Source organism: Caballeronia sp. LZ032 (assembly GCF_031451315.1).
Classification (GTDB): Bacteria; Pseudomonadota; Gammaproteobacteria; order Burkholderiales; family Burkholderiaceae; genus Caballeronia.
In genome coordinates, this window is record NZ_JARUXP010000003.1 from 57,533 (window position 1) to 78,668 (window position 21,136).

General features: G+C 65.5%; 25 protein-coding genes. 11 read left to right on the top strand and 14 right to left on the bottom strand.

Going from position 1 to position 21,136, the window contains the following annotated elements:
* The 3 genes from QCE69_RS21670 to QCE69_RS21680 form a co-directional block, all read left to right on the top strand.
* Nucleotides 1-1,094: MFS transporter (locus tag QCE69_RS21670; protein WP_309932915.1), on the top strand; the 1,094-nt coding region annotated here is incomplete at its 5' end.
* Nucleotides 1,095-1,171: 77 nt separating this feature from the next.
* Nucleotides 1,172-1,549 carry a potassium channel family protein gene (locus QCE69_RS21675; RefSeq protein ID WP_309932917.1) on the top strand — a complete coding sequence of 126 codons (378 nt, stop codon included), beginning with the start codon at nt 1,172-1,174 and terminating at the stop codon, nt 1,547-1,549.
* 32 nt (nt 1,550-1,581) lie between these two features.
* Nucleotides 1,582-2,283 (top strand): SDR family NAD(P)-dependent oxidoreductase, encoded by a 702-nt coding sequence (locus QCE69_RS21680; protein ID WP_309923009.1) that lies wholly within the window; start codon nt 1,582-1,584, stop codon nt 2,281-2,283.
* A 12-nt stretch (nt 2,284-2,295) separates the two neighbouring features.
* Here QCE69_RS21680 and QCE69_RS21685 read toward each other — a convergent pair whose 3' ends face one another.
* The 10 genes from QCE69_RS21685 to QCE69_RS21730 form a co-directional block, all read right to left on the bottom strand.
* Nucleotides 2,296-3,339, bottom strand: a complete 1,044-nt coding sequence (locus QCE69_RS21685) for a sensor domain-containing diguanylate cyclase (RefSeq protein ID WP_309932919.1) — start codon at nt 3,337-3,339, stop codon at nt 2,296-2,298.
* Between the two features lie 235 nt (nt 3,340-3,574).
* Nucleotides 3,575-4,786: a cyclopropane-fatty-acyl-phospholipid synthase family protein gene (locus QCE69_RS21690; RefSeq protein WP_309932921.1), complete on the bottom strand. Its 1,212-nt coding sequence runs from the start codon at nt 4,784-4,786 to the stop codon at nt 3,575-3,577.
* The gene (locus QCE69_RS21695) at nt 4,783-5,571 is read right to left on the bottom strand and encodes a DUF1365 domain-containing protein (RefSeq protein ID WP_309932923.1); all 789 of its coding nucleotides are present in this window, start codon (nt 5,569-5,571) and stop codon (nt 4,783-4,785) included. The genes QCE69_RS21690 and QCE69_RS21695 overlap by 4 nt, the downstream gene beginning before the upstream one ends.
* Nucleotides 5,568-6,869, bottom strand: a complete 1,302-nt coding sequence (locus tag QCE69_RS21700; protein WP_309932925.1) for an FAD-dependent oxidoreductase — start codon at nt 6,867-6,869, stop codon at nt 5,568-5,570. The genes QCE69_RS21695 and QCE69_RS21700 overlap by 4 nt, the downstream gene beginning before the upstream one ends.
* 72 nt (nt 6,870-6,941) lie before the next feature.
* On the bottom strand, nt 6,942-7,538 hold the full coding sequence (locus QCE69_RS21705) for a lipocalin family protein (protein WP_309932928.1): 597 nt from the start codon (nt 7,536-7,538) through the stop codon (nt 6,942-6,944).
* A complete protein-coding gene (locus QCE69_RS21710) occupies nt 7,535-8,656 on the bottom strand; it encodes a cyclopropane-fatty-acyl-phospholipid synthase family protein (RefSeq protein ID WP_309932930.1) in 1,122 nt (373 codons plus the stop codon). The genes QCE69_RS21705 and QCE69_RS21710 overlap by 4 nt, the downstream gene beginning before the upstream one ends.
* A 40-nt stretch (nt 8,657-8,696) precedes the next feature.
* Entirely contained in the window at nt 8,697-9,476 is a 780-nt protein-coding gene (locus QCE69_RS21715) for a DUF1295 domain-containing protein (protein ID WP_309932931.1), read from the bottom strand.
* A 174-nt stretch (nt 9,477-9,650) separates the two neighbouring features.
* Entirely contained in the window at nt 9,651-10,391 is a 741-nt protein-coding gene (locus QCE69_RS21720) for an anti-sigma factor domain-containing protein (RefSeq protein WP_309932933.1), read from the bottom strand.
* The gene (locus QCE69_RS21725; RefSeq protein WP_309923028.1) at nt 10,388-10,978 is read right to left on the bottom strand and encodes a sigma-70 family RNA polymerase sigma factor; all 591 of its coding nucleotides are present in this window, start codon (nt 10,976-10,978) and stop codon (nt 10,388-10,390) included. Before QCE69_RS21725 ends, QCE69_RS21720 begins: the two co-directional genes overlap by 4 nt.
* A gap of 171 nt (nt 10,979-11,149) precedes the next feature.
* Complete coding sequence (locus tag QCE69_RS21730; RefSeq protein WP_309923029.1) at nt 11,150-11,593, bottom strand: SET domain-containing protein; 444 nt, start codon at nt 11,591-11,593, stop codon at nt 11,150-11,152.
* A gap of 92 nt (nt 11,594-11,685) precedes the next feature.
* Between QCE69_RS21730 and QCE69_RS21735 the strand changes: the two genes are divergently transcribed.
* Nucleotides 11,686-11,889: a hypothetical protein gene (locus tag QCE69_RS21735; protein ID WP_309932935.1), complete on the top strand. Its 204-nt coding sequence runs from the start codon at nt 11,686-11,688 to the stop codon at nt 11,887-11,889.
* A gap of 11 nt (nt 11,890-11,900) precedes the next feature.
* On the opposite strand, the gene QCE69_RS21740 is transcribed toward QCE69_RS21735, so the two are convergent.
* Nucleotides 11,901-12,179 (bottom strand): hypothetical protein, encoded by a 279-nt coding sequence (locus tag QCE69_RS21740; protein WP_309932937.1) that lies wholly within the window; start codon nt 12,177-12,179, stop codon nt 11,901-11,903.
* A 32-nt stretch (nt 12,180-12,211) separates the two neighbouring features.
* Nucleotides 12,212-13,267 carry a DMT family transporter gene (locus QCE69_RS21745; RefSeq protein WP_309932939.1) on the bottom strand — a complete coding sequence of 352 codons (1,056 nt, stop codon included), beginning with the start codon at nt 13,265-13,267 and terminating at the stop codon, nt 12,212-12,214.
* 143 nt (nt 13,268-13,410) lie between these two features.
* Between QCE69_RS21745 and QCE69_RS21750 the strand changes: the two genes are divergently transcribed.
* Nucleotides 13,411-13,725, top strand: a complete 315-nt coding sequence (locus QCE69_RS21750) for a hypothetical protein (protein ID WP_309932941.1) — start codon at nt 13,411-13,413, stop codon at nt 13,723-13,725.
* Between the two features lie 108 nt (nt 13,726-13,833).
* Nucleotides 13,834-14,172 (top strand): cupin domain-containing protein, encoded by a 339-nt coding sequence (locus QCE69_RS21755; RefSeq protein WP_309923039.1) that lies wholly within the window; start codon nt 13,834-13,836, stop codon nt 14,170-14,172.
* On the opposite strand, the gene QCE69_RS21760 is transcribed toward QCE69_RS21755, so the two are convergent.
* Complete coding sequence (locus QCE69_RS21760; RefSeq protein WP_309923041.1) at nt 14,169-15,071, bottom strand: LysR family transcriptional regulator; 903 nt, start codon at nt 15,069-15,071, stop codon at nt 14,169-14,171. The genes QCE69_RS21755 and QCE69_RS21760 overlap by 4 nt on opposite strands.
* Before the next feature lie 144 nt (nt 15,072-15,215).
* Between QCE69_RS21760 and QCE69_RS21765 the strand changes: the two genes are divergently transcribed.
* The 5 genes from QCE69_RS21765 (at nt 15,216) to QCE69_RS21785 (ending at nt 19,939) form a co-directional block, all read left to right on the top strand.
* Nucleotides 15,216-16,157, top strand: coding sequence for a hydroxymethylglutaryl-CoA lyase (locus QCE69_RS21765; protein WP_309932942.1), 942 nt, complete (start codon nt 15,216-15,218; stop codon nt 16,155-16,157).
* A 7-nt stretch (nt 16,158-16,164) separates the two neighbouring features.
* Complete coding sequence (locus QCE69_RS21770) at nt 16,165-17,322, top strand: CaiB/BaiF CoA-transferase family protein (protein WP_309932943.1); 1,158 nt, start codon at nt 16,165-16,167, stop codon at nt 17,320-17,322.
* A gap of 112 nt (nt 17,323-17,434) precedes the next feature.
* The gene (locus QCE69_RS21775; RefSeq protein WP_309932945.1) at nt 17,435-18,874 is read left to right on the top strand and encodes an MFS transporter; all 1,440 of its coding nucleotides are present in this window, start codon (nt 17,435-17,437) and stop codon (nt 18,872-18,874) included.
* A 285-nt stretch (nt 18,875-19,159) separates the two neighbouring features.
* Nucleotides 19,160-19,549: a hypothetical protein gene (locus tag QCE69_RS21780; protein ID WP_309932947.1), complete on the top strand. Its 390-nt coding sequence runs from the start codon at nt 19,160-19,162 to the stop codon at nt 19,547-19,549.
* A 102-nt stretch (nt 19,550-19,651) separates the two neighbouring features.
* Nucleotides 19,652-19,939 carry a hypothetical protein gene (locus tag QCE69_RS21785; protein WP_309934155.1) on the top strand — a complete coding sequence of 96 codons (288 nt, stop codon included), beginning with the start codon at nt 19,652-19,654 and terminating at the stop codon, nt 19,937-19,939.
* A 37-nt stretch (nt 19,940-19,976) separates the two neighbouring features.
* On the opposite strand, the gene QCE69_RS21790 is transcribed toward QCE69_RS21785, so the two are convergent.
* Complete coding sequence (locus QCE69_RS21790) at nt 19,977-20,288, bottom strand: hypothetical protein (RefSeq protein ID WP_309923053.1); 312 nt, start codon at nt 20,286-20,288, stop codon at nt 19,977-19,979.
* Nucleotides 20,289-21,136 lie beyond the last annotated feature (848 nt).

Here is a 21,136-nt window from a genome sequence, read left to right on the forward strand (position 1 = left end):
TCATCACGCAATGGGCGGGGTGGCGCTGGATTTTCCTGATGAACCTGCCGATCTGCGCGGTGCTGGCGGCCTGCGCGTGGCGCGGTATCCGCGAGTCGCGCAACCCGCACGCCGGGCCGCTCGATCTGGCGGGAAGCGCGCTGTTCGCCGCCGCGCTGGTGCTCGGCATCTGGGCGCTGATCGACGCGCAAGCGGACGGCTGGGCCGACTGGCGCACCGAATTCCGCCTCGCCGCCTGCGCGGTGCTGTTCGTCCTCTTCGTCCGCGTGCAGCGCACCCGCGCTCACGCGATGATCGACCTGACGCTGTTCCGCCAGCCGCGCTTCGTCGCCGCCGTGCTCGCGATGGCGGGTTACGCCGCCTGCGCGCAGGTGATGATGACCTTGCTGCCGCTCTATCTGCAAAACGCGTTCGGGCTGCCGGCGGTGCGCGCGGGCATCGGCATGCTGCCGTTTGCGATTGCCATGGTGATCGGGCCGCACATCGGCGCGGCGCTCAGCCGGCGTGTGCCCTCGATGACGCTGCTGTCGCTCGGCCTCGCGACCATCGGCGCGGGCAACCTGCTGACAGCGCTGTTCGCCGGCCTGTCGAGTTATGCGCTGATCGCGGTCGGCATGATCGTGACCGGCCTCGGCGCGGGCTTGCTCAACGGCGATACCCAGAAGGCGATCATGGCGTGCGTGCCGCCGAACCGGACCGGCATGGCGTCGGGCATCAGCACGACGACGCGCTTTACCGCCATCGTCACCTCGGTGGGCGTGCTGGGCGCCGTGCTGGCGACGCGCACGCACGCCGCGCTCGATGCCCACGCGTTCGCGCTCGCCGATGCCCGCACCGTTCTCGACGACACGTTCCTCTCGCGTCTGCTGGCGGGCGATCTTGCGCACGCGGGCGCGAGCCTGGGCGGCACGGCCGGGGCCATGGTCGTGCATATTGCGCGCGAGAGTTTCGCGAGCGGGTTCTCCGCTGCGCTCGGCGTGGCCGGCGCCTGCGCGCTGATTGTTGCGGCAGCGGTGTGGTTGCTTGCCGGCATCACGCGAAGCGACACGCAAGCGAAAGCTGCCGGAGAGACTCAATCAGCTATGTCTGAATAAGCAGGCACGGGTCTTACGGACACATGCGGTCCACGAGTAGGATGGGAGCCTCGCGCGCATATCGTGCAGGTCTCCCCATGAACGGCATAACGAAACTTCTGAAGTCAGAGACGATCAATTCGCATCGCGTGACGATCGAATTCATGCGCGCGCTCTGGCATCTGCGTTCGCTGTTCACGACCTTCCTGCTGATCTTCGTCGCGCTTTGCGTCGCGATGCATTACCTCGGCGCACCCATCGATACCCTCACGCACCTGAAAACGTCGTTCGGGGAGACGGTGTATTTCTGCGGCGTGACGGCGTTGACCATCGGCTATGGCGACGTGGTCGCGACCACCGGTCTCGGACGCGCGCTGGCCGTGCTGATCGGCATGTTCGGCGTGCTTGTCATGGGCGTGATCACGGCGGCCGCGGTATTCTCCGTCCAGCGGGCGACGCAGCAAGCCCGCTCGTGACGTTTCATCACGTGTAACGGAGCGAACTCGCCATGGACAGCCTCGCAGGAAAGACGGTCGCCATCACGGGCGGCTTCGGCAGCCTCGGTCTCGCGACGGCGCGCGTGCTCGCCGGGCGCGGCGCGCGCATCGCGCTGATAGGCAAGAGCGCGAGCGCGCAGCCGTTGCCGGCTGAACTCGCCGACGCATGCAGCATCACCGGCATTGACCTCGCGGATGCGCAGTCGGCACGCGAGGCCATCGAGCGCATCGTGCAGCAGACCGGCGCGCTGCATGCGCTCGTGAACGTGGCCGGCGCGTTCCGCTGGGAAACCGTCGCGGACGGCAGCGTCGACACCTGGCAAACCCTGTTCGATGTCAACGTGAAGACGGCGCTGAACGCGTCGAAGGCCGCGCTCGATGCCCTGAGCGCGCAGGAGCACGGGCGCATCGTCAATATCGGCGCGCTCGCGGCGCTGAAGGCGGGGGCGGGGATGGGCGCGTATGCGGCGTCGAAGGCGGCGCTGATCCGCCTGACCGAAGCGCTTTCGGAAGAACTCAAGGATCGCGGCATCACGGTGAATGCTTTGCTGCCGTCGATCATCGATACCGCGCCCAATCGCCGCGACATGCCCGACGCCGACTTCACGCGCTGGGTGAAGCCCGACGAACTCGGCGCGGTGATTGCGTTCCTGTTGTCGCGCGATGCGCAATGCATCACGGGCGCGGCGATTCCGGTAGCCGGGCGCGTTTGAAACCCGGCTTAATCAGCGCGACTGCGCCTTGAAGCCCTCGCCCTGCATGCCGGCGCGATCCACCGCCGCGATGCGATTGCGACCATTGTCCTTCGCCTGATACAGCTGCGCGTCGGTCAGATTGATGAACGTGGGCACGTCGATACGTTCGCCCGGCAGCACCGTGCCAACGCCAAAGCTCGCCGTCACCTGCTGGTTGTGCGGCGAGCGCACGTGCGGGATGGCTGCGTCGGCGATCATCGTGCGGCAGCGCTCGGCGATGCGCATCGCGGTTTCGGCGTCGGTGTCCGCGAGAATCAGCGCGAACTCCTCGCCGCCGAAGCGTCCGAGAAATTGCTGCGGACCCGCCGCCTCGCCGAGCACGCGCGCGATGCGCTGCAGACACGCGTCGCCTTGCAGGTGGCCGTAATAATCGTTGTATGACTTGAAGAAGTCGATGTCGATCATCACCAGCGACAGCGGCTTGCCCGACGCCCCGGCCGCTTCCCATTCGCGCGCCATCACGTCGTCGAAGCGGCGGCGGTTGCCGACGCCCGTGAGACTGTCGCTGAACGAGAGACGCTCCAGTTCCGCCTGCATCTGCGCAAGCTTTTCCTCGGTGCGCTTGCGTTCGCTGATGTCGAACATGAAGCCGATCAGCGCTTCCACCTCGCCATTCTCCTTGCGCACGACATGCACGACGTCGCGCAGCCAGACATAGCCGCCGTCGCGAGTGAGCGCGCGGTAGTCGGCTTCGTGATCCGTGCCCGCCTGAGACTGCGCAACGCAGAAGTTGACGACGGCTTCACGGTCGTCCGGATGCATGCGCTCGGCCCAGTCGGTGACCGTCTTCCACGTCGACGGCGCCCAGCCGAGCAGCGTCTCGATTTGCGGGCCGATATAGGTGAACGCCATGGTCGCCCAGTCGATCTTCCAGGGAATCGCCTTGGTCGATTCCAGCAGCGTGCGGTACACCGCGTGATCGTCCTCGCCGAGCGCGTGTCCGGATGGCGCAAGGGAATCTTCGTGACGCAGGAAAGCGGCCTGGAGCGGGCCTTGGGAGGAATCGGAAGTCATCGTGTCGGTCGGCGTCGAAGCCGGTTATTTTTGTTCTGTGTCTTATCGGCACGGGCGGCGGCGTTCTGAAGTTTCCGCCATCGGCAGCCTCGCTTTCGGAATTTGCCAATGTGCACTTGGCGCGGGTCTGCTTATGCTACTTCACGTAGCTCACGCTACACAAAGGTGGTCTCGAGTTTGGGCCCCTGCTCACGCGGGGCCCGTTTTTTCTCTCGAGCAGACTCGCTGCGGCGTGTCACGTGCCGTGCGAGACCACGAAGTGCATGACGTCCGTGCGGGCTTCGTCGAAGCCCGCTTCGCAATAGGCAAGATAGAGGCGCCAGGTGCGCATGAACGCCTCGTCGAAGCCCAGCGCGCGCACCGCGTCCGCGCGCGCTTCGAACGCGCGGCGCCAGTGGCGCAACGTGCGCGCGTAGTCCGGGCCGAAGGAGAGTGTGGCGTGTGCGTGGAGTTTCGCGCGTCGCGCGGCGCGAACGAAGCGTTCCGGGCTGGGCAGCATGCCGCCGGGAAAGATGCTCTCGCGGATGAAATCGCTGGAGGCGCGGTACGCGGGAAAGTGCGCATCGCCAATGGTGATGGACTGCACCAGCGCCTGCGCGCCCGGTTTCAGGCAGCGTCGCAGCATGCGGAAGTAGGCCGGCCAATACGCTTCGCCCACGGCCTCGAACATCTCGATGGAGACAATCGCGTCATAGCGGCCGTGCAGGTCGCGGTAGTCGCGCAGTTCGAACTCGACGAGACCGGTCAGACCCTCGCGCTGGGTCTGTTCGAGCGCCCAGGCATGTTGCGCGGGCGAAATCGTTACGCCATGCACGTGAATGCCCTGGCGCGCTGCGTGCCGCGCGAAACCGCCCCAGCCGCAACCGCTTTCGAGCACCCGCATGCCGGCACGCAAGCCGAGTGTCTCGATAATGCGCTGATACTTCCGCTCCTGCGCCGATGCGAGGGAACGATGCGCGTCGCCTTCGAAGCAGGCGCTCGAATAGGTCATCGTCGGGTCGAGCCAGAGCGCGTAGAAGTCGTTGCCGAGATCGTAATGCGCGTGGATGTTGCGGCGGCTGCCGGCGCGCGTGTTCAGCCGCAGGCGGTGCCGCAGCGTGTTCCACCCTTGCGCCAGCACGCCGCCCACCACTGTGCGTTGCAGCGCCGCCTCGTTGCGGAGCGCGAGGCGCAGCACGGCGCACGGGTCCGGCGTGTCGAGCCAGCCATCGCGATACGCCTGCGCAAAGCCGATGTCGCCCGCGCGCAGGATCGCCCGGCAGGCGCGCCAGTCATGAATGTAGAGTCGCGCGGCAGGCTGCATCAACGGGTCGCCGAAGACGCACCGGTCGCCGTCCGGCGTCACGAGCACCAGATGACCGACGCGAATGCGCCGCAGCAGACCCATAAAGCACCGTGCGGCGAACGGCATGGCCGTTTGCGCGGAGAATGACCGCAGCAAATTCATGATCGGACCTTGTTGTTGGATTCGTTCGTATGGTTTGGATCGGCTTGACTCGGCGGATGCCGGCCATGGAAAGGCACGCGCTTGAGCCAGAGCCTGAGCGCCTGCCAATGAATCCGCACGATGACCCCGGCGGCGAGCAACGGCTGACGCAACAGCGTGCGCCACGCCAGCGCGGCGGTGAGCGGCCGCGCATCGAGACCCAGTGCGGTCCGGATCAGCAGACCGTCCGGGTCGCGATAGTCGATGGCCAGCGAAAGATGCGCGCCGCGCCGGCGCACCCGGAACGTGTAGTCGCCGGTGACGTCGCAGAAGGGCGAGACATGCAGGGTCTTGCGGCACGTCAGCTCGGTGCCCGCCGTGATGACGGCATGATCCGGCGCGCTCAGCAGATAACCGCGATGCTCGCCGAAGGTATTGCGCACGTCGGCGTAGAGCGCGCGCAACGCGCCCGCCCGATCATGGCAGAACCAGAAGCTCACCGGATTGAAGCCACGGCCCAACACGCGCGGAATGGTCAGCAGCCGGATGACGCCATCGGCGGGAATGCCGGCCTCGGCCAGACGCGCGCGCATCCAGTGTTCGAGATTGCTGCCGTCGCGCGGACCATGGTCGCGTGTGAACAGCGCAAAGAGCCGCGTCCGGTCGATGCCGAACCAGCTGCTTTGCAGCGCGTCGAGCCCGGCGACGTCGCATTCCACGTAACACACCGGATAGTCAAAACGATGGTGCGCGGGGCGCAGCCGTTCGTGCATCACGCGGCCTGTCAGCAGGCGAGCCGTCGTCATGGCTGCGCCCAGGCCGGCGTCACGCCGAAGTCGCGGGCCACGCGCAACGCCGACTTCAGCCCATCTTCGTGGAAGCCATAGCCGGTCCAGGCGCCCGCATACCACGTGCGGCGCGTGCCTTGCAGCGTCGGGAGATGCGCTTGCGCGTCGATGGCCGCGAGGTCGAGCAGCGGGTGTTCGTAGTCGTAGCAGCCGAGCATCGTGCCGGGCGCGGGTTCATCGACGGGATTGAGCGTGACGACCAACGGCGTCTTGAAAGGCAGCGGCTGCAGCTGGTTGAGCAGATAGCTGACGCAGACCGGCGCGGCGTGTTCGTCGGCGTCTTGCGCGCGTGCGCCGCCAAGATAATTCCACGCCGACCACACCCGGCGGCGGCGCGGCAGCAGCGCCGGATCCGTATGCAGCATCGCCACATTGCGCCGGTAGCGCACTGCCCCGAGCAGTGCGCGTTCGGCGGCAGAGGCGTCGTCGAGCAGGCGCAGGCTCGTCGGCGCGTGCGTGGCGAGCACGACGGCATCGAAACGCTCCGGACCGCCTTCATTTGTCATCACCACGACGCCCTCGTCGTCGCGCCGCACGCCGCGCACCGGCGTGTTCGTCCGCACGTCGTCGAGCGTGGCCGCAATGCGCCGCACATAGTCGCGCGCGCCGCCCGCCACGGTTTTCCATGGCGGCCGGTCGTTGACCTGCAACAGCGCGTGATTGAGGCAAAACCGCAAAAAGGTGGCGGCGGGAAAGCGCAGGACGTCGCCGGCGGCGCTCGACCAGATGGCAGCGGCCATCGGCAACAGATAGCGGCGCTGGAACGGCGCGCCGTAACCGTGTTCGGCGAGCAGTTCGCCGACCGAGCAGCGGTTGGCGCTGGCGTGCTCCAGATGCCGCGGCGCGGACGCGTTGAAGCGCAGGATGTCGCGCAACATGCCGAAGAACGACGGCGAGAACAGATTGCGTCGCTGCGCGAAGACGGTGTTCAGGTTCGTGCCGGCCCATTCGAAGCGTCCGCCATCGAGCGACACGGAAAACGACATCTCGGTGCGGTGCGCGGCGACCCCCAGTTCGTCGAACAGCGCGATGAGATTCGGATAGGTGCGGTCGTTGAACACCAGAAAGCCCGTATCGACGGGATGCCGCTCGCCGTCGAGCGTCACGTCCACGGTATGCGAATGGCCGCCGAGATAGTCGGCGGATTCAAAGAGCGTCACACGATGCGCACGCGCCAGCAGGTACGCGCTCGCGAGACCGGCGATCCCCGCGCCGATCACCGCGATGCGCTGTCCTGCTTCTGTCGATGGCTTCATGCTGCGGGTCTCCTCGCGCGCAATGCTCTTGCGGAAGATACGCAGCAGCTTCGTGTCCGGATGCATCCGGCGCTAGTCGCGCTGGCCGGGGCTCTGAAACCCTGGCTGCCCGATCTGCTCGGGCGATTGCGGCACGCGCCGGAAGCGCGCGGTGTCGTAGCCCATCGAGTCGAGGCGGGCGAGCAGCGAACGGTAGACGTCGTCGCTCATGGTCGGCTCGCGGGAGAGGATCCAGCCGAGCTTCTTGTTCGGATAGCCGAGAATCGTGTAGCGATAGTCCGGGTCCACGTACAGCGTCATCTGCGTCACGTGCACCGGCCAGAACGGCTGCACGCTCCATTCGCCGCCGTTGCTGCCGGGCTTCACCGTGTCGACGAAATGGTGCGTCGTTTCCTTTTCCTCGAAGCCATTCTTTCGACCATGAAAGACGTCGTCGATCTTGCCGTCCGGCCGCAGCGACCACTCCACATGCGTGCCCACGTAATCGCGCTCGGCGAAGTAGGGAATGTTCGCGATGACGTACCAGCGCCCCATGTAGCGCGGCAAATCGACAGGCACGGTGCGGAGCGGCTGATCCGCGCGCGGATTCGGATTCGGCGGACTGGAGCACGCGGCCACGGCCGCGACGACGCCCACTCCGATCAACGCCACAATGAGCGCACGCTTCATGATCTGACCTCCGCGACAGGTTTTTCGAGCAGATAGTGCGCGACGCCCCATTCGCCGCCGCGCGCGTAGCCGAACAGTTCCGCGACCGCCATGTAGAACATGCGCCAGCGCTGGAACCAGACGGCGGCGGCGTCGCCATAGGCGTCGCGCAGGATCGGCATGATGCGGGAACGGGCGGCGTCGAGGGCGGCGAGCCACTGGTTGGCGGTGCGCTCATAGTGCGTGCCGTCCAGCCACCATTGCTGCGTGACGCGCAGATCCTCGTCGAAATGCCGCAGCAGGGACGCGGACGGCATTGTGCCGCCGGTGAAGAAGTAGCGCGACATCCAGTCGCTGCCGTCGCGCGACGTGAAGTGATAGGCAAGCGTCCGATGCGCGAACAGATGGACGAACAGCAGCCCGTCGGCGTTGAGCCAGCCTGCTATCTTGGCGAGCAGGCGCCCGTAGTTCTTCATGTGCTCGAACATCTCGATCGACAGGATGCGGTCGAACGGTGCGTCCGCGCCGCGTGTGAAGTCGAATTCGAAATCGACGATATTGCCCGTCACCACCCGCAGGTTGCCGACGCCGCGCTCGCGCGCCCGCGCTTCGATGAACGCGCGCTGGCCGTGCGAGTTCGAGAGCGCCACCACCTGTGCGCGCGGATAGCGTTCGGCGATCCACAGCGCAAGCGCGCCCCAGCCGCAGCCGAGATCGAGAATGCGCTGACCATCGGCGAGACGGGCGCGCTCCGCGTAGAGCTCGAGCATCGCCTGTTCGGCCTGCGGCAGCGTTTCATCGCCGCGCGGATAGTAGCTGCACGAGTACTTCAGGCGCGCGCCGAGATGCGCCTCGAAGAAGGCGTCCGGCAACTCGTAGTGCTGTGCGTTGGCCGCCTGCGTTTCGATGGCGATCGGACTCGCGCGCAGTTCGCCCACGAAGCGCTCGAAGGCCTGCTCGCGCAGGGCGGCATCGTCGGCGTGCTCGTCGGCGAGACGGCGGCGCATCAGCGCGCGCATGCCGGCGCGCATCAGCACATCGGGAACCCAGCCACGCTCGCAGGCGCGGAGGATCCAGTTTTCATCCAGCGCCGGCATGGCGTTGGCAAGCGTGCGCGATTCCGGGACGGTGGAGGTCATCGTGTCGGGGTCTCCTTGTCAGGCTCTGTCAGGCGCGTTTTCAGGCGCGTTTCGGCGGCCACGGCACAAGCACGCTCGTGGTGCGCATGTAGTCGCGATAGCCGTCGCGCGTCGCGGCCAGGCGTGCTTCGAGAATCGGAATACCCGAAACCTTCAGCAGCAGCCACGCCATCAGCACAGGCGGAGCAAGCGTGACCCACGCCCACGGCAGCCCGATGGAAAGCGCCGTGTACGCCAGCCAGTGCACGCATTCGAAGAAGTAGTTCGGATGACGCGAGTAACGCCACAAGCCTTCCTGGCACACCTTGCCGCGATGGGCCGGATCGGCGGCGAAACGCTTTAGCTGCCTGTCGGCAACTGCTTCGCCCGTGACCGCGACGATCCAGATCGCGATGGCCGCGACGATGTTCCCCGCGCTCGCCGGCTCGACGGCATAGGCGGGCACGAAGAACGCGGCCGCGAGCAGCATCGAGATGACGGCCTGCAACTGGAAGAACCAGAACATGTTGCGTGCGGCGCGCTTGCCCCAGCGTTCGCGGAATGCGTGGTAGCGCGGGTCTTCAGGCTTGCCGTGATTGCGGCGCCACAGGTGCAGCGCGAGGCGGCCGCCCCACAGCAGGCCGCCCACGGCGACGCACGCGCGATTGAGTGGCGCACCTGTTGCGCTCGCGGCGATGAACAGCGCGACGATGCCGAGCGTGGCGGCCCACACCGGATCGACCATGCCGGCGTTTTCGGTGCGGAGTTGCTGGAGCCACGCGGCCGCGAAGACCAGCACGAGTCCGGCGACCACGATGACGAGTGTGACGATGAAGGGCATTGGCGGATCCGTATCGATGCTCTCATTGAGCAATACGGATGCCGCGCGTGTCTGGATGCGGTTCGCCGCCGGCGAACGAAAACTCGACGTCTCCCGTGCAAGGGACTTTCGCAGTGACGCCGTGACGCGCGGCGGAGCGCGGCTGCGCTCACGTCCGCCCTGCAATAAAGCGCGTCAGGTTGTATGCATGGCGCCAGTGCCGAGCACCGGTCCGGTCGGCGCGCCCGTGGGCGAACCGCCCGACGGTTCGTCGGACACGGCGAGTACGGCCTGCGCATTCAGCTGCGCCATGATCTCGGGCGGCAAGGACATGGTCGCGGGCTGGTCGGACGGAAACACGCCGAGCGGGATCGGCTTGGCGTTCGGCGGGATCAGCCACAGTTCCGTCGTGCGCCCCGCCGGCAGGGAGACGCGCGCAGCGGGTATCACGACCATGCGTGCGCGCCGCACGTCGACGGTTGCCGTCCAGTGCGGGACGCCGTCCTTGGGCGCGATCGACGCGACCATGTACTCGCTCGACGCGGCCGTGGTGGCCGGCGCCTGCGTCGTCTGGCGCGTCCAGTTGAAGTTCACGCCGAGCAGCACGAGCGCGGCGACGCTCGCACCGATGGTCAGCCAGCGCCACAGGCTCAGGCTGTCCCACCAGCGCTTGCCGGGCGCCTGGGCAACGTCCGCTTGCGGCGACAGGAAGCCCAGGTCGCGGCGGATGCGCGTCCAGACGCGCGCGGGCGGCTCAATCGGGCCGATATCCTGCGCGAGCGGCGCGAGCCGTTGCTGCCATGCGTCGAGCAGGCGTTGCAGGGCGGCGTCGCGCGTCACGTCGGCTTCGAACGCCGCGCGCTCGTTCGCGTCCAGCACGCCGAGTGCGTACTCGGCGCAGCGCAGATCGTCGTCGTCGCGAAGGGGCGTGTTCATTGTTCGAGGCAGGTCTTGAGCTGCATCAGGCTGCGGCGGATCCAGCTCTTCATCGTGCCGAGCGGCACGGCGAGACGCTGCGCGAGTTCGCTATAGGTTGCGCCGGTGAAAAAGGCTTCACGGATCGCGCTTTTCTGTTGCGCTTCCAGCCGGTCCAGACAGAGTTCGAGGCGACGCCGTTCTTCGTTCCATTCCGCGGCGGCAGCGGGCGTGGGCGCTTCGTCGGCGAGTTCAGGGGTTTCATCGTCGCCGAGCAGTTCTTCGCGATGCTGACGCAGCCGGTCGATCGTGCGATTGCGTCCGAGCGTGATGAGCCACGTGATGGCGCTGCCGCGCGCGGGATCGAACGTTTCCGCGCGGCGCCAGGCGCTGGCATAGACGTCCTGCAGGATGTCTTCCGCTTCGGCGCGATCATGCACCATGCGCACGATGACGCCGAACACACGCGCCGATGTGTCCCGGTAGAGCGCGGCAAACGCCTGCTCGTCGCCGCTGGCAACGCTCACGAGCAACCGGTTCGCGCGTTCGCGGCGCTCGCGGTCGGCATCGGCGGAAGGTTCGGTGCTGCCTGCAAAGGGGTCCGTCATGGGCAGAAAGGGCCGCGCTGCGCTCCAGGCTGAGTATGTCGCGCAATATAGCATTGCTGCCCGCCGTTCAGTCCCTGTCACCATTTCGCTTTGCGCTCCGCCGCTCGCCTTCACTCCATACGGATGACGCGGCAAGCAGGATGCGCCGGAGCTTTCGCCGACGGCCGGGGACTAGCGTGGGCGCGACAGCATCGTGCCGCGGCAAGCGCTCGCGAGACAGCGGCACGCATAGAGTTGCTTGACGGCTGCGGTGCGGCGGCCATCGACGGTCAGACGATAGTCGATGAACAATTCCTGACCACGCTCGATTGGCGAGATGGCGCGGATGAACACGCGTTCGCCGTCCTGCTCCGCCTCGCAGTTCGGCGCGCAGCTGTGATTGAGCCAGCGCGCCGAGTTGCCGCCGCGTGCACCGTCGATCACGCTGCCGTCGTCGAGACCGAACAGGAATGTGTGGCCGTCCTCGGGGCTCGAGCGCGCGTGCACGCGTTGCGCTTCCTTCCATGAAACACGCAGGCCTTTGTATTCGAGCAGCAGAGTGCCTGGCGACAGATCGGCGAGGGCGAAGACGCCCCGGCCATGAACGGGCGAAGTCCGGACAGTGATTCGGCGCATGGTGTGGCGGTTCGCGTTTGGGGACGATGAGTAATTGAGGGATGACGTTCGCGTCGTTATGATGTGGCCGTCATAAATCGCTGTCATCTGCCATGCCCGCAGTTTCCCTCCGCAAGAGCACAAAGCGCAAGCCGTCACGCGGCATGCTTGCGCGTTATCGGAACAGGATCGTCGAAGTGCTCGGGGAGGCACGCGGCCAGCGCGTGATGATACGGTCGATTCATGACGACGGCGTGGAGCGGCGCACGGCCGTCAAGTGGATCAACTTGATGACGCTCGAAATGGAACTGTTCTGAAGCGTTCACCGCTAGCCGCGCAACAGGCCGCGCGCCTGTTCGAGCAATGCAGCCGCCGCGAGAAACTCCTTGCGGCCCGCGAGGGTGAGCGCGGCGGTCGCGGTGTCCTTGAAGAGCTCGTCGTTCGACACGGCGGGCGCCTTGGTGTCATTCACGCGCGTTTTCAGCAAGCGAAAATACGCCAGCGTTTCGAACGCTTCCGCGCGTTGCTCCGCGGGCGCGTCTGCCGCGATCAATTCCGCCGCGCCAGTCAATTGCGCGATGGCCTGTGCGTAGTCCGGGCGTTCCATCTGCGTCTCCTTGCTTCGTGGTGAATGGTGCGCTAGCCGTGTGCATGCCGGTGATGCACGTCCGGAAAATGTGCGTGCGTATGGGTGATCGGCAGATGCGCGTGCGGATGCGTATGCGGCTCGTCACCGTCGTAGGGCAAGTCGTGCTCGTGCCGATGATGCGCGTCGTGTGTGTGACGATGCGTGTGCGCGAGCGGCTCGTGCGTGTGTTCGTGCTCGTGACGTTCGCGCACGTGCAGCCAGACGCCGAACGCCATCAGCACGGCGGCGATCCAGAACAACGCGCCCGGCGCATGCGGCCAGATGGCCAGTGAGATCGCGACGCCGAACACCGGCGCAACGGAGAAGTACGCGCCCGTGCGCGCCGTGCCCAGGTGCCGCAGCGCGATCACGAACATCACGAGGCTCACGCCATAGCCGGCGAAACCGGTCGCCATGGCGGCGAACAGCGGCGCCGGCGCGGGCAGACGTGCGCCCAGCGCGAATGCGATGCAGAGATTCGTCACGCCCGCGACGAGCCCTTTCGCGCACGCGATGAGCGTGGCGTCCGCAGCCGAGATCTTGCGCGTCAGATTGTTGTCGATGGCCCAGCACGCGCACGCCAGCACGATCAGCAACGTGCCGCCCGGCAGGCCGCTGCCGCTCGTTGCATCCGGTTGCCAGGCGAGCACGACGCCGCCCGCGACGATCGCCGCCATGCCGAGGAACACTTGCCGGTCGACGTTCTCGCGGAACACGAGCCACGCGATGGCGGCGGTCAGCACGCCTTCGAGATTGAGCAACAGCGCGCTCGTCGAGGCGGGCGTGCTGGTGAGCCCGAGCATCAGCAGCGCGGGACCCGCGACGCCGCCCGCGACGATCGCTTCCGCGAGCCAGGGAAGCTCGCCGGCGCGCAATCCGTTCGAATGATTGGCCCCTGAACGCAACAGGATGACGCCGCCCAGGCCGATGCCGCTGCCCAGATAGAACAACCCCGCGACCATGAACGGCGGCACGCCGCCGAGCAGGATCTTGGCGACGGGCGTGGCGGCGCCGAACAGCGCGGCGGCGCCGAGGGCGATCACGATGGCGGTGAAGCGGCTGGGCATGGCGAGGCGGCCGGGGATTCGACAAAGGTTCAGTGTAGAACGCATCGTCGCGAGCGCGACTCCCTGCGCACGCTCATTTTTCTCTCATTCTCGCGGAGCAGACTCCCTTCATCGACAAACAAACAAGCAGTGAGGAGAGGACCATGAAAACGATCGGCGCAGAAAAAATGAAAATGCTCAAGAAAGTCATCCTCGCGGCCAAGCTGACCTTCGGCATCGCGACGGTGGCTTACGCCCATCCGTTCATCGGCGTGGGCATTCTCGGCGGGCCGGTGTTTCCGGTCGCGTCCAGCGCCCAGAGCGCGCCGCCGCTGCCCGTCTATCCCCGTGCGACGGATTCCGGCCCCGCGCCGCTGCCGCTCGATGCGCCTCCTGTCACGTATGCATCGCCGGTCATCGGCAACTTTGCGGCCATCATGGGCCATGCGAACAATGCCAACGTTCAGGGCGGTATCTGAAACCGGCATGCGTGAATGAAGCTCACATACGCGTCAGAAACATTCGTTTGTGCCGCGTTGCGTGCGGCGTTAGGCTGAAGCGTTCCAGCTGATCGATTGCGTCCGCACATGACCGATTCCATCGACTACGCCGCCCTCGCCGATGCCGCCCGCGACGGCTACCTGAACCGCGTGATCGCGAACGTCAACGATCACGCCGTCCACCTGAGCGTGATGGACGCGCCTTACCGCTGGCATCTCCATCCGGATTCTGACGAGACGTTCATCGGCGTGGAGGGCACGCTGGTCATCGAGTTCGAGGAAGGCGCGGTCGAGTTGCACGCCGGCGAGTTGCTGACGGTGCCGGCCGGCAAGATCCATTGCACGCGTCCCGGCGGCGCGCGCTCCGTCAATCTGACGGTCGAAAAGAAAGACGCCCAAACCGTGTTCTGCGAAGCGCCCGGCTAGCGCCGCGCCCGGGTTTCCAGATGTTCGACGAGACGTTGCGCCGCAGGCTGCAACGTGTCGAAATCCCTGAAGCAGATCACAAAGCGGCGCGCGGCGAAGTCGTCGGACAGCGGGACCGCCGCGATGCCGAGCGCCTCGCGGTAGGTGCCGGCCACTTCCATCGGCACGACGCTGATGCCCAGCCCGGCCGCGACGACGCGAAACGCCGCGTCGAAGCTCGACACGATCACGCGATACGACATCGACTTGCCCGCCTGCGCCGCCGCGCGCTGGAGCATCGTGTGAACGGCGGTGGCGGGCGGCAGGCCGACATGCTCGAACGCGAGCGATTCCTCGAAGCTGACCGAGCGCCGCCGCGCCAGCGGATGATCCGGCGGCACCGCGAGCGCCAGCCGGTCGTGCCGGTAGGTGCGGTGTTGCAGCCCGCGCAGATCGACGCTGTCCCAGCACACGCCCACCGACGCCACGCCTTCGCGCAACTGCCGCACGAGTTCGTGCGACAGCCGTTCTTCCACGTCCACCTTGATGTTCTGGTTGGCCGGCTCGCGCATGAACGACGCGATATCGTCGAGCAGCGCTTCCGCGATCGCCGATGCCGACGCGCAAATGCTCACGCGTCCGACCAGACCGCTGCCGAACGCGGCGACGTCGTTGGCGATGCGCTCCATGGTGAACAGCACGCTGCGCGCGTGTTCCAGCAGCGCGCCGCCGGCCGGCGTGGGTTCGACGCCGCGTCGCGAGCGCGTCAGCAGCGGCACGCCGAGCGCCGTCTCAAGCTGCGCGATGCGCTTGCTGATCGCCGACGGCTCGATATGCGCCTCCTGCGCCGCGCGCGCGATGTTCTGGTGTTCGCAGACCGTCACAAACAGGCGGAGGGTCTTCAGATCGATGTCGCGCATGGCGGGCGGAGGCTCTAATGAGGTTCCGGGCGTTCCGGAGACATTCCGAACCGGAATCGTGAAGCTTCCAAATTACCGCTTTCTCGGCAATTGCGGAATGTCTAGAGTGGAACACATACAAAGAACACCTGGAGACGAAAGCTCATGTCCGCGTTCCCCCCACGCGCCGTGATCCGCGAAGTCGGTCTGCGCGACGGTCTGCAAAGCATCCCCACGATTCTGCCGACGGCGCACAAGATCGAATGGATCGCCGCCGCTCACGCGGCCGGCCAGCGCGAAATCGAAGTCGGCTCGTTCGTGCCGGCGCGCCTCCTGCCGCAACTCGCCGACACGGCCGAACTCGTCGCCTTCGCGAAGCGTCTGCCCGGACTGTTCGTGTCCGTGCTGGTGCCGAACCTGAAGGGCGCGGAACGCGCGCTCGACACACAGGCCGATCTCATGCTCGTGCCGCTTTCCGCCAGCCACGCGCACAGCCTCGCGAACCTGCGCAAGACGCCGCACGAAGTGATCGACGAAGTGGCGCGGATGCGGGCGGCACGCGATGCGTCGGGAGCCAAGACGCTGATCGAGGGCGGCATCGGCACGGCGTTCGGCTGCACGCTTCAGGGCCGCGTCGATCCCGCCGAGGTGCTGCGCCTCATGCAGGCGCTGCTCGATGCGGGCGCGGATCGCGTGAGCATCGCCGATACCGTGGGTTATGCAGGTCCTGCCGCCGTGCGCCGGCTGTTCGAACAGGCGCGGCGCATCGCGGGCGAGCGCTTCTGGTGCGGCCATTTCCACGACACCCGCGGCCTCGCGCTCGCCAACGTCCATGCCGCGCTCGACACCGGCGTCGCGCGCTTCGACGCGACGCTCGCCGGCATCGGCGGCTGTCCGCATGCGCCGGGCGCGAGCGGCAACGCGGCAAGCGAGGATCTCGCGTTCATGCTCGCCGAAATGGGCATTGAGACCGGCATCGATCTTCCCGCCCTGCTGTCGCTGCGTGCGCAACTCGCGCACTGGCTCGAAGGCGAAACGCTGCACGGCGCGCTCGCACGCGCGGGCCTGCCGGTCACATTCGCACAACCCTCCGCAATCGAAGCCTGAGGACCTCATGACTCATTCAGCCCTGCCGCTCGACGGCATTCGCGTGATCGAATTCACGCACATGGTGATGGGACCGACCTGCGGCATGATCCTCGCGGATCTCGGCGCCGAGGTCATCAAGATCGAACCGCCCGGCGGCGACAAGACGCGCAACCTGCCGGGCCTCGGCGTGGGATTCTTTCGCTCGTTCAATCGCAACAAGAAGAGCGTCGTGCTCGACCTGCACACGGACGAGGGGCGCGAAGCCGCGCTGGAACTGATCGGCGGCTGCGACGTGCTGCTCGAAAACTTCCGTCCCGGACTGATGACGAAGCTCGGGCTCGACTACGACACGCTGTCGAAGTCGTACCCGAAGCTGATCTACGTGTCGCACAAAGGCTTTCTGCCAGGCCCGTACGAGAAGCGTCTCGCGCTCGACGAAGTCGTCCAGATGATGGGCGGACTCGCCTTCATGACCGGTCCGGCGGGCCGTCCGCTGCGCGCGGGAACGTCGGTGAACGACATCATGGGCGGCATGTTCGGCGCTATCGGCGTGCTGGCCGCGTTGCGCGAACGCGAACGCGACGGCCGCGGTCAGGAAGTGCAGAGCGCGCTGTTCGAGAACTGCGTGTTCCTGTCGGCGCAACACATGCAGCAATACGCGATGACCGGCGAAGCGCCGCCGCCGATGCCGTCGCGCGTGTCGGCCTGGAGTGTGTACGACGTGTTCACGCTCGCCGACAACGAGCAGTTGTTCATCGGCGCGGTGAGCGACAAGCAGTTCGTCACGCTGTGCGACGTGCTCGAACGGCCCGACCTCGCGCGCGACCCGGCGTTCGCCACCAACGCGATGCGCGTCGCGGTGCGGCCGGCGTTGCTCGCGCGGCTCGGCGAGATTCTCGCGTTGCATCGCGTGGACGAACTCGCGCCGAAGCTCGAAGCCGCCGGCATTCCGTATGCGCCCATCGTGCGTCCCGAGCAGCTGCTCGACGATCCGCATCTGAAAGCGAGCGGCGGCCTCGTGCCGATGCAGACCGACGACGGCGGCTCGACCGATGTCGTCCTGCTGCCGCTCACGATGGGCGGACGCCGGCCCGGCGTGCGGCAACCGCTTGCGGCGGTGGGCGAGCATACCGAAGAAGTGCTGGGACAGCTGACCAAAATGACGAAAACCGTTACGGCGTGATGCATCGCGACAGGCGCATATAACAAACCGCGCCGTCGCTTACAGAGTGGCATGGGTCCGTTGCCGGCCGCAACAACGAGGCAGTCACGGACGCACCAAGGAGACAAAGACAATGCAGCCCACCTTCAGCGCGGTCGCAGAGCCGCTCGCTTCTCCCGACATCCGCGTCGACATGACGCCCGGCGCGCAGATCTCCGCGCGCATGGACCGCCTGCCGATCACGCGGCATTTGTGGATGCTTGTGTTCCTCATCTCGCTCGGCGGCTTCTTCGAAATCTACGATCTCATCTTCACCGGCTATATCGCGCCGGGCATGGCGCGCAGCGGTCTGTTGCAGACCACCACGCATGCGTTCTTCGGCTTCAGCGGCATCGCCGGATTCATCGCGGCGACCTTTGCGGGACTGTTCATCGGCACCTTCTGTTTCGGCTGGCTGCCCGACCGCTATGGACGCCGCAGCGTGTTCACGGTTTCGCTGCTGTGGTACTCGATCGGCTCCGCCATCATGGCGTTCCAGACCACGCCCGAAGGCGTGATCTTCTGGCGCTTCGTGACGGGCATCGGCGTAGGTGTGGAGATCATCACCATCGACAGTTACGTCACCGAACTCGTGCCGCAACACATGCGCGGCCGCGCGATGGCGTTCAACCAGACCGTGATGTTCGCCGCCGCGCCCGTCGCCGCGCTGCTCTCGTACTGGCTCGTGCCCGAGACCGTGTTCGGCCTCGATGGCTGGCGCATCGTGGTGCTGGCGGGATCGGTGGGCGCGGTCATCGTCTGGTTCATCCGGCGCGCGGTGCCGGAAAGCCCGCGCTGGCTCGCAATGCACGGGCGTACGGAAGCATGCGAACGCGTGGTCGGCAACATCGAGCGCGTCGTCGCGCGGCAATCAGGCGAGCCGTTGCCGCCGCCCGCGGCCTTCGTCGAACAGCCGTCGCATCGGCGTGCGGCGCTCGGCGAGCTGTTCAAGGCGCCGTATCGGGCGCGCCTCATCATGCTGATTGCCTTCAACTTCTGCCAGGCGATCGGCTATTACGGTTTCGCCAACTGGGTGCCGACGCTGCTCATCGGACAGGGCGTGACCGTCACGAAGAGTCTGCTGTATTCGTTCGTCATCGCCTTCGCATTGCCGCTCGGCCCGCTGCTCGCGATGTTTTATGCCGACCGCATTCAGCGCAAGTGGTTGATCGTCGGCGGGGCGCTCGTCGTGATCGCGAGCGGTCTGGCGTTCGGACAGATGAAGTCTCCGGTCGCGCTGATCGCACTCGGCGTGCTGATCTCGCTTGCGGGCCAGACCATCTCCGTGTGCTATCACGCCTACCAGACCGAGCTCTTTCCCACTGCCGTGCGCTGCCGGGCAAGCGGCATCGTGTATTCGGCGAGCCGCGCCGGCGCGATGATGTCGGGCTTCATCATCGCGTTCCTGTTGAAGGAGTCCGGCGTGCCGGGCGTGTTCGCCGGCATCACGGTGTGCATGCTGCTGGTGGCGCTGGCGATCGGCGTGTTCGGTCCGCGAACCAACGGCTTGCGGCTCGAAGAACTGAATCACTGAACGCACGTGCATACGCACTTTCAATATCTTTTCGATGCGCAGTGAGTTGAAAAGCTTTCCGCAACCCTGCGCAAGATTTCATTCGAACGCCGATGCAATCGGCTGGACACCAACGCTCACATCGAGGCGTCAAAGCGGGAACAACTTCTGCATCGTCTGCTCTAAGCGATGCGATGCGGTCAACCGACGCTCGCGCACTTCCTTCTTCTTCGCTTCCACGGCAAGGCCCATGCTGGTGCATCGATGCCTGAGGCCCGCCCAGTGGAGCATGCAAGTTCGAGCGCCATGAATACGCAACTCAGTGAGCAATGCAAGTCCCGCCTGTTCCGCATGAAGTTCGAACGTCCGGTCAAAAGCGTTGCGTTTGTCCTCGCGGACAGTCGTGAGGCGGCATGGCGTATTGGCAAGACGGTCATGGCGGTGGTGCATGGTGTCGGCATCCAGAATGTCGAACTGCACGGCATCCAGTCTTTCAGGGAGCTGGTGCGCACCGGAGTGAGTGAAGATCAGGATCTTCGCATCTTCGAACTCGCCACTTCAGGCGATCAGGTCGAACAGTGGTCGCACACGCCTTACTTCTTTACCGACGATGCTTCACTGCTCGGGAAATGGGCCGAACTGCGCGCCGACCTTGCGTCGGATGTCGCGCAAATGGTGCTTCGCCGCGCACGTTAGCTCTCGTTAGGCTTAAACCTCCACAGGCACACGCGATGCTTGCTGCAATGGCAGGCGTCATGCACAGCGCAATTCGCTGCCGATCACGACGCTTCCTTGGGCGTGGTCCACAAGCGGCGGGGTGGCGCAATGATACGGTCGTACAACCACAAGGGCTTCGTGCTCGAAGTCGCGGTGCAAGCAAACGGCCGGATCGTGCCTGTTCCGGTAACCGCGCATTATCTTGCCATTGTGACGATCAGTCGTTCGGGACGGCCCGTCACGGCGTTCTCGCCGCTGCGCGTCGAGAGCGAGCGCTTTCAGACCTTTGCTTCCGCGGAAGACGCACTGATGAGCGGGCACACCGCGGCGCGCGCCATGATCGACGAGTGGACTGAAGCTGCGGGCTAGGCGATTACGCAATCGCCCGAGCGGATGCTGATTGGCGTCAGGCGGCCACGCGCCGGTTTTGCTGACCTTCCTGGACGTCCGCGGCGGAGTCAAGCGCCGAATCGAGCAATGCCAGCTTGCGTTGCAGCGAGGCGACGCGCTGACTTTGCGACGGGACGAGATCGTACTCGGAATCGAGCTGTGCGACGCGCATGTCCCAGTAGCGGGAGGGAAGCCGGTCGGTCGAGGTATTGCGTTCGACGAAGTTCGCCAGGACCATCTCGAGATGCTGTAGCTCGCGCTCGGCGAACTGTGCCGGTCGACGCTGTCGGAATGCGGGGACGGAAACTGCGTTGATGCCTGTTTTCATGTTGATGTTCCAGCTTGGTGCTCAGAGGCTACCACTTGAGCAAGGGATGTACCCCATTGACGTTTTGCGCGGCTTCAAGATGTTTCCAAATGAAAATGTCGGGTGAGCGATCTCGGGCATGCCGCCGTGGCAAGGGGTTGTCGGGCAGTTACAAATTGTCCGAGCAATTGCTCTAATCTTGGCCTTCAGTTAAGTTGCGGCGCTTGCACCTCCCGATACGGCTCCGCGCCATGCGGAAATTCTTCAATCGGAACGAGCGGATTTGAAATGCCTACCTGCGCCCGGCAATGTCGAGGCAGGAGGGTGTCCTGGACGGGCAAACTTGTGCTAATGCGACCGCCTGGGATTGTCGCTGTTGCGATTATTTTTATAATGAGCCAGCGTTATTTCTTCACCCGGACTTCACCCGGAATGCGTCGGTCATTCGGAATTCAAGAAATCGAAATCGAATGAATTGAATATGCAAGGATATTGAAAATAAAAAAAGGAGCGGCCCCCTCTCGCGACGCCGCTCCTCGCTGCAGTAAATGACCTCTCGGAGTTCTGCAGGCATGCGCCAGCTTATCAACGCTTGATGCCGGCTGGAAGTTCGCCTGCCGCAATTAACTTCTCCCGGATGCGCAGCAATGGCGTCGTCCATGCGCAACAAGGGTGACGGGACAATTCAGAATCTGAAACGCGCGATGCCTTTTCTTGAAGAGCTCTGAAACCGATTCGATGTCCATTATTAAAATCTGCAAAATATTATTGCGTCCACACTCTTGCCACATTCCGGCAACCGTCGAATAAAGTGAGTCCCAGTTTCACAAGGTCGAGTGGCCAGTAATTCAGCCGGCCAACCCCCGGAA

Excerpts from the sequence above, each read along its gene's own strand:
- QCE69_RS21675 (WP_309932917.1), top strand. The coding sequence starts at position 1,172 with ATGAACGGCATAACGAAACTTCTGAAGTCAGAGACGATCAATTCGCAT.
- QCE69_RS21680 (WP_309923009.1), top strand. The coding sequence starts at position 1,582 with ATGGACAGCCTCGCAGGAAAGACGGTCGCCATCACGGGCGGCTTCGGC.
- QCE69_RS21685 (WP_309932919.1), bottom strand. The coding sequence starts at position 3,339 with ATGACTTCCGATTCCTCCCAAGGCCCGCTCCAGGCCGCTTTCCTGCGT.
- QCE69_RS21690 (WP_309932921.1), bottom strand. The coding sequence starts at position 4,786 with ATGAATTTGCTGCGGTCATTCTCCGCGCAAACGGCCATGCCGTTCGCC.
- QCE69_RS21695 (WP_309932923.1), bottom strand. The coding sequence starts at position 5,571 with ATGACGACGGCTCGCCTGCTGACAGGCCGCGTGATGCACGAACGGCTG.
- QCE69_RS21700 (WP_309932925.1), bottom strand. The coding sequence starts at position 6,869 with ATGAAGCCATCGACAGAAGCAGGACAGCGCATCGCGGTGATCGGCGCG.
- QCE69_RS21705 (WP_309932928.1), bottom strand. The coding sequence starts at position 7,538 with ATGAAGCGTGCGCTCATTGTGGCGTTGATCGGAGTGGGCGTCGTCGCG.
- QCE69_RS21710 (WP_309932930.1), bottom strand. The coding sequence starts at position 8,656 with ATGACCTCCACCGTCCCGGAATCGCGCACGCTTGCCAACGCCATGCCG.
- QCE69_RS21715 (WP_309932931.1), bottom strand. The coding sequence starts at position 9,476 with ATGCCCTTCATCGTCACACTCGTCATCGTGGTCGCCGGACTCGTGCTG.
- QCE69_RS21720 (WP_309932933.1), bottom strand. The coding sequence starts at position 10,391 with ATGAACACGCCCCTTCGCGACGACGACGATCTGCGCTGCGCCGAGTAC.
- QCE69_RS21725 (WP_309923028.1), bottom strand. The coding sequence starts at position 10,978 with ATGACGGACCCCTTTGCAGGCAGCACCGAACCTTCCGCCGATGCCGAC.
- QCE69_RS21730 (WP_309923029.1), bottom strand. The coding sequence starts at position 11,593 with ATGCGCCGAATCACTGTCCGGACTTCGCCCGTTCATGGCCGGGGCGTC.
- QCE69_RS21735 (WP_309932935.1), top strand. The coding sequence starts at position 11,686 with ATGCCCGCAGTTTCCCTCCGCAAGAGCACAAAGCGCAAGCCGTCACGC.
- QCE69_RS21740 (WP_309932937.1), bottom strand. The coding sequence starts at position 12,179 with ATGGAACGCCCGGACTACGCACAGGCCATCGCGCAATTGACTGGCGCG.
- QCE69_RS21745 (WP_309932939.1), bottom strand. The coding sequence starts at position 13,267 with ATGCCCAGCCGCTTCACCGCCATCGTGATCGCCCTCGGCGCCGCCGCG.
- QCE69_RS21750 (WP_309932941.1), top strand. The coding sequence starts at position 13,411 with ATGAAAACGATCGGCGCAGAAAAAATGAAAATGCTCAAGAAAGTCATC.
- QCE69_RS21755 (WP_309923039.1), top strand. The coding sequence starts at position 13,834 with ATGACCGATTCCATCGACTACGCCGCCCTCGCCGATGCCGCCCGCGAC.
- QCE69_RS21760 (WP_309923041.1), bottom strand. The coding sequence starts at position 15,071 with ATGCGCGACATCGATCTGAAGACCCTCCGCCTGTTTGTGACGGTCTGC.
- QCE69_RS21765 (WP_309932942.1), top strand. The coding sequence starts at position 15,216 with ATGTCCGCGTTCCCCCCACGCGCCGTGATCCGCGAAGTCGGTCTGCGC.
- QCE69_RS21770 (WP_309932943.1), top strand. The coding sequence starts at position 16,165 with ATGACTCATTCAGCCCTGCCGCTCGACGGCATTCGCGTGATCGAATTC.
- QCE69_RS21775 (WP_309932945.1), top strand. The coding sequence starts at position 17,435 with ATGCAGCCCACCTTCAGCGCGGTCGCAGAGCCGCTCGCTTCTCCCGAC.
- QCE69_RS21780 (WP_309932947.1), top strand. The coding sequence starts at position 19,160 with ATGAATACGCAACTCAGTGAGCAATGCAAGTCCCGCCTGTTCCGCATG.
- QCE69_RS21790 (WP_309923053.1), bottom strand. The coding sequence starts at position 20,288 with ATGAAAACAGGCATCAACGCAGTTTCCGTCCCCGCATTCCGACAGCGT.